The following is a 4,696-nucleotide window of genomic DNA, read 5'->3' on the forward strand; positions in this document are numbered from 1 at the left end:
TCGAGTACCCGGTGTGGGCCTGGCACTGGGCCGCACCCGGGGACCCGCGGGTGCCGTGGGCGCGGCGCCGCCGGGTGGTGCTCACCGACCACGAGCTCGCCGCCAAGCGGGCTGCCGTGTCCGAGTTCGTCACCCAGGTCGCGCCACTGTCCGACCGGAGTGGTGACGAGGCGATCCTGCCGGACTGGGTCCTCGACCGTCTGGTCACCCGAGAGGAGACGGTGTTCTGGTGAGCACTCCCGGCCACTACTTCGAGTCGATGTACTCCGACTCGTCAGATCCCTGGGACTTCGCGACCGCCTGGTACGAGCTGCGCCGCTACGGGCTGATAGTGGCGTCGCTGCCCGAGCAGCGGTACCGGGTGTGCTTCGAGCCCGCGTGCTCGGTGGGCGTGCTCACCGAGATGTTGGCCGCGCGCTGCGACGAGGTCCACGGGGTGGACGTGGTCGACACCGCCGCGGAGGAGGCCCGCCGTCGACTCGCCCGCGCCGGGGTGACCACCGCCCACGTCCGTACCGCCGACGCTCTCGACCCGTGGCCGCACGCCACCTGCGACCTGCTGGTCCTGTCGGAGTTCCTCTACTACACCCCGGTCGCGGAGCTGGACGGGCTCCTCACCGGGCTGCTGAGGCTGGTCGAGCCGGGCGGGACGGTGGTGGCCTGTCACTGGCGGGGCCGATCCCCCGACCACGCCTGCACCGGCGAGGACGTCCACGCCGCGCTGGCCGAGCGCGGCGATCTCACCCTCCTGGCGCACCACCGAGAGGAGGGCTTCCTCCTCGAGGTCTTCCGCCGCTGACCCCACGATCGCTCGTCTCACCGCGCCCTGCGATCAGGACCCCGCGGCCTCCGCCTGCTCGACCAGGTGCACGATCGCCTCCGCGTGCAGCCGGAACAGCGCTGGCACGTCGGCGTCCCCGGTCAACGACGCGAGGAAGATCCCGTCGCCACCACCGAGTGCATACGTCGCCACGAGCCGCGCGTCCGCGGCAGCCAGCCCTGGCCGCACGAGTGCGAGTTCCTCCGCGATCCGTCCTATCGCCTCCCCGCGCAGCCGCAGGTAGATCTCGCGGGCCGCCGGCTCCACGGGGCGCCGTTCCAACGCCAGCATCAAGACCAGTCGAAGGAAGTCCGGCGACTCCGAGAACGTCCTGGCCACCCCCTGGCACAGATCGGTCACCCGCTCGGCGAGTGAGTCCCCCTGGCCCCGGGTCACCTGGCCCAGCCACAGCTCGATGCTCTCCTCCACCACAGCGGCCAGGAGGGCGTCCTTGTCGGCGAAGTGCCAGTAGATCGAACTCGCGGGGAGCCCGCTGACCTTGCTGACCTGCGCGATGCTGGTCCCCTCGTACCCGCGCTCCCCGGCCACCGCAGCGGCGGCCTCGAGGATCCTCCGTCTGGACTCGCGACCTTTCGTCCGCGTGCGCCTGCTCCCGCTCACCTGGTCCCCCACGGTCCCCTCCTCGGCCATGCTGCCTCCCGGTCCTGTGTCCAGCGCCTCATTGTCCGTGCGTGCCCGGAGTTCTACTGTAGTGATCACTACAGTATCGCGATGGCGAGAGGCCACCGCCCGAAAGGTGGACGACATGATCGATTCCCTCACCCGCAACTGGTGGGTTCAACTGATCCGCGGAGGGCTGGCCCTCACGCTCGGCGCCACGGCACTCGTCGCTCCCGGGTCCGATACGGGCGCCGGCATGACGCTCGCCGTGTTCCTGGTGGCCGCGTTCGCGATCGGGGACGGCGCCATGACCGTCACCACCGGGCTGGCCCTGCCGGGCGAGCACCGGGGCAGGGGTGGACTGATCGCCACCGGCGCCGGTGTCATCGTGCTCGGGATGGTCGTGTTGTTCTGGCCCGGACTGTCCGCCACGGCGCTCACGCTGGTGTTCGCCGCCTGGCTCGTGGTCTCGGGAGCACTCGTGGCCTACGGGGCGCGGACACTGCGTCACGAGATCTCGGACTCGTGGATCATGGGCGCACTGGGGGCGGTGCTCATCGCGCTCGGCATCGGCCTCGGCCTGGTCGGCCCCTCGGCCATCGGCACGTTCGTGATCTTCGCCGGCTGGTTCGGGCTGGCCGTGGGCGCCGTCATGGTGGCCGTCGCGTTCAGGCTGCGTGCAGATGCCGGGCGTCTGCCCTCGCCGGCCATGGCCTGAACCCCGCGCCGGTCGCGGGGACGGGCTACGGCCGACCCGGCCCCGGGCGCAGATCGCGGCCGACCAGTGCCCCCTCCGGGTTGCTCGGCCCGGTGTACTTGTCCCGCACCTCGGCCTCGAGGGTCGGCCTCGGGTCGAGGTGGGAGAGCCCGTTGAAGCACAGGTTGACGATGTGCGCGGCCACCTCCTCCTTGGGCGGGGTGCGCACGTCCAGCCACCACTGCGCGGTACCGGACACCATTCCCACCAACGCCTGCGCGTACACGCTCGCGGTGACGGGGTCGAAGCCCCGGTTCACGAACTCCTCCTCGAGGATGTACGTCACGCTCGCCGTCGCGTCGTTGAGCAGGGTGGAGTACGACCCCCCGGGGGCCGTCGACGACTCGCGGACCAGGATCCTGAACCCGTCGGTGCGTTCCTCGACGTAGCGCAGCAACGCCATGGCGGCGCGCTCGATCCGGCGCCGGGACCCCTCGCCCTGCAGGGACTCGGTGATCTCGGCACCGAGGTACGCCAGCTCGCGGTCACACACCACGGCGTAGAGGCCCTCCTTGCCGCCGAAGTGCTCGTAGACCACCGGCTTGGAGACCCCGGCGACAGCCGCGATCTCCTCCACCGTCGCGGAATCGTAGCCGTACTCCGCGAAGATCCGGCGGCCCACCTCGACCAGCTGCTGCCGTCGCTTGGCCGCCGTCATCCTGGTCCTCGGAGCCGGAATGGCCTCGCCCGTCATCATCAACCCTTTCGCCCGTCCCCCCGAGACTAGACGGCCCCGCTCACAGGGGGATCAGCAGACTGGCCGGGCCCAGCAGGGCGCACACCCCGAGCACCCGCAGGATCGGCCAGCGCAGGACTAAGGTCAGCACGAGCGCGACAAGGGTGATGCCCACCGCCACGGGATTCACCGATGCGGCGTCGGGAATGGTGATCCGGAGAGGACCCCAGGTCCAGATGCTGGTGGCGGTGAACAGGGTGTTGAGTGCGAAGTAGAGCGCGAGGTTGGCGATCACCCCCACCACGGCAGCGGTGATGCCCGCGAGCGCGGCCGAGATGGCCACGTTGTGGCGCAACCGCTCGACGTACGGCGCTCCCAGCAGGATGAACAGGAAGCTCGGGACGAAGGTGACCCAGGTGACCAGGAGGGCTCCCAGGGTGGCGGCGACCCAGGGGTCGAGACCCCCGGGGTTGCGGTAGGCGGCCAGGAATGCGACGAACTGCACCACCATGATCAGCGGCCCCGGGGTGGTCTCCGCCAACGCCAGTCCGCGCACCATCTCCCCCGGCGCCAACCATCCGTAGGTCTCCACCGCCTGTTGGGCGATGAAGGCCAGCACCGCGTACGCACCGCCGAAGGTGACCAGGGCGGAGAACGAGAAGAACAGTCCCTGGGTGGTGAAGATGCTGTCGGATCCGAAGATCACGGTCACCGCCGCGATCGGCGCCGCCCACAATCCGAGCCCGATCGCCAGGATCCTCACCAACCGACCGGAGCTCGGCCGGTCATCGTGGAGCGCATCGTCGGAGATGACGGGGGCGGTCTCGTCCTGGTCACCGTCACCCTGAGGCGGGTGCGCGAAGTCCGGGTCGCGGCGCGAGAGCAGCCAACCGGCGAGAGCGGCCACGGCGATCACCACCGGGAACGGCACCGCGAACAGGGCGAGCGCGGCCGCCGCCGGACCCCTTCGTGACCCCCGCCGCTCCAGCAGGTCCGCGCCACCGGGCGCCGGGAGGTGTGCCAGACTGTTACCGACCCGGTCAGGGTCGTTCCCCCGTGGTGTAATCGGCAACACTTCTGATTTTGGTTCAGATATTCCAGGTTCGAGTCCTGGCGGGGGAGCCTCCGGCCCCCTCGCGGATCTCAGCCCATCCCGCCGGAGATCGCGAGCGCCAGGACGAGCAGCAGGATCGCCACGATCGCCAGAACGGCGAGCACGGGTTGGCGCCGGTTGCGCGGGGTGCGGACCTCCTCCTCACCCTGCTGGGTGACGGACTGCGGGTCGGGCTCGTTCGCTCCGGTCATGTGAACCTCTCCTCTTCGATTCGGGCGTACTCCTCCAGCAGTACCAACCCGTGGCGTCCGGCGTCGCCTTCCGCCCGCAGGCCCTCGCGCATCGACCCGAGCATCTCCCGGCCGTGGGGGAAGGGCGGCAGCAGCGGGACGTCGGGGTCGGTGACCGCCTCGATCACCGTGGGCCGGTCCGCCGTGAACGCCGTCTCCAGCGCGGCGTCGAGCTGGTCGGCGTCCTCGACCCGAACCCCGCGCAGCCCCAGCAGCCGGGCGTAACCGGCCATGTCGAACGCCGGGACGTCCTGCGAGGGCGCGAACCGCGGGGCCGCCTCGGTCTCCCGCTGCTCCCAGCTCACCTCCGCCAGGTCGCCGTTGCACAGCACCACCACGACCATCGTGGGGTCGTCCCATCCGGGCCACGCCTCGGAGACGGTGATCAGCTCGTTGATCCCCAACATCTGCACGGCCCCGTCGCCGGCCAGCACCACGACGGGCCTGGCCGGGGCGGTGGCCTTGGCGGCGATCGCGT

At 70.7% G+C, this 4,696-nt stretch carries 7 protein-coding genes, 1 tRNA gene and 1 pseudogene; 4 read left to right on the forward strand and 5 right to left on the reverse strand.

Features of this window, described 5'->3' with window-relative positions; translation table 11 throughout:
* Together G6021_RS08435 and G6021_RS08440 are read left to right on the forward strand one after the other, a co-directional pair.
* Positions 1-233 (forward strand): annotated as a pseudogene (locus G6021_RS08435) (PIG-L family deacetylase); the annotation flags it as partial.
* Positions 230-799: a class I SAM-dependent methyltransferase gene (locus G6021_RS08440; RefSeq protein ID WP_182610981.1), complete on the forward strand. Its 570-nt coding sequence runs from the start codon at positions 230-232 to the stop codon at positions 797-799. The pseudogene G6021_RS08435 and the gene G6021_RS08440, both read left to right, overlap by 4 nt.
* A gap of 33 nt (positions 800-832) precedes the next feature.
* Here G6021_RS08440 and G6021_RS08445 read toward each other — a convergent pair whose 3' ends face one another.
* Entirely contained in the window at positions 833-1,471 is a 639-nt protein-coding gene (locus tag G6021_RS08445; protein WP_182610982.1) for a TetR/AcrR family transcriptional regulator, read from the reverse strand.
* Positions 1,472-1,586: 115 nt separating this feature from the next.
* Here G6021_RS08445 and G6021_RS08450 point away from each other — a divergent pair, with 115 nt between their 5' ends.
* On the forward strand, positions 1,587-2,159 hold the full coding sequence (locus G6021_RS08450) for a DUF308 domain-containing protein (RefSeq protein ID WP_182610983.1): 573 nt from the start codon (positions 1,587-1,589) through the stop codon (positions 2,157-2,159).
* Between the two features lie 25 nt (positions 2,160-2,184).
* On the opposite strand, the gene G6021_RS08455 is transcribed toward G6021_RS08450, so the two are convergent.
* Both G6021_RS08455 and G6021_RS08460 read right to left on the reverse strand, forming a co-directional pair.
* Positions 2,185-2,856, reverse strand: coding sequence for a TetR/AcrR family transcriptional regulator (locus tag G6021_RS08455; RefSeq protein WP_241730788.1), 672 nt, complete (start codon positions 2,854-2,856; stop codon positions 2,185-2,187).
* A gap of 79 nt (positions 2,857-2,935) precedes the next feature.
* The gene (locus tag G6021_RS08460; RefSeq protein ID WP_347238936.1) at positions 2,936-3,805 is read right to left on the reverse strand and encodes a chromate transporter; all 870 of its coding nucleotides are present in this window, start codon (positions 3,803-3,805) and stop codon (positions 2,936-2,938) included.
* Between the two features lie 119 nt (positions 3,806-3,924).
* On the opposite strand from G6021_RS08460, the gene G6021_RS08465 reads away from it, so the two are divergent.
* Positions 3,925-3,996: transfer RNA gene (locus tag G6021_RS08465), tRNA-Gln, on the forward strand.
* A 21-nt stretch (positions 3,997-4,017) separates the two neighbouring features.
* On the opposite strand, the gene G6021_RS08470 is transcribed toward G6021_RS08465, so the two are convergent.
* Positions 4,018-4,179: a hypothetical protein gene (locus tag G6021_RS08470; RefSeq protein ID WP_179525797.1), complete on the reverse strand. Its 162-nt coding sequence runs from the start codon at positions 4,177-4,179 to the stop codon at positions 4,018-4,020.
* On the reverse strand, positions 4,176-4,696 hold a 521-nt coding region (locus G6021_RS08475; protein WP_241736477.1), incomplete at its 5' end, for a thiamine pyrophosphate-dependent enzyme. The genes G6021_RS08470 and G6021_RS08475, both read right to left, overlap by 4 nt.

Source organism: Dietzia sp. CW19 (assembly GCF_014145265.1).
GTDB classification, from domain to species: Bacteria; Actinomycetota; Actinomycetes; order Mycobacteriales; family Mycobacteriaceae; genus Dietzia; species Dietzia natronolimnaea.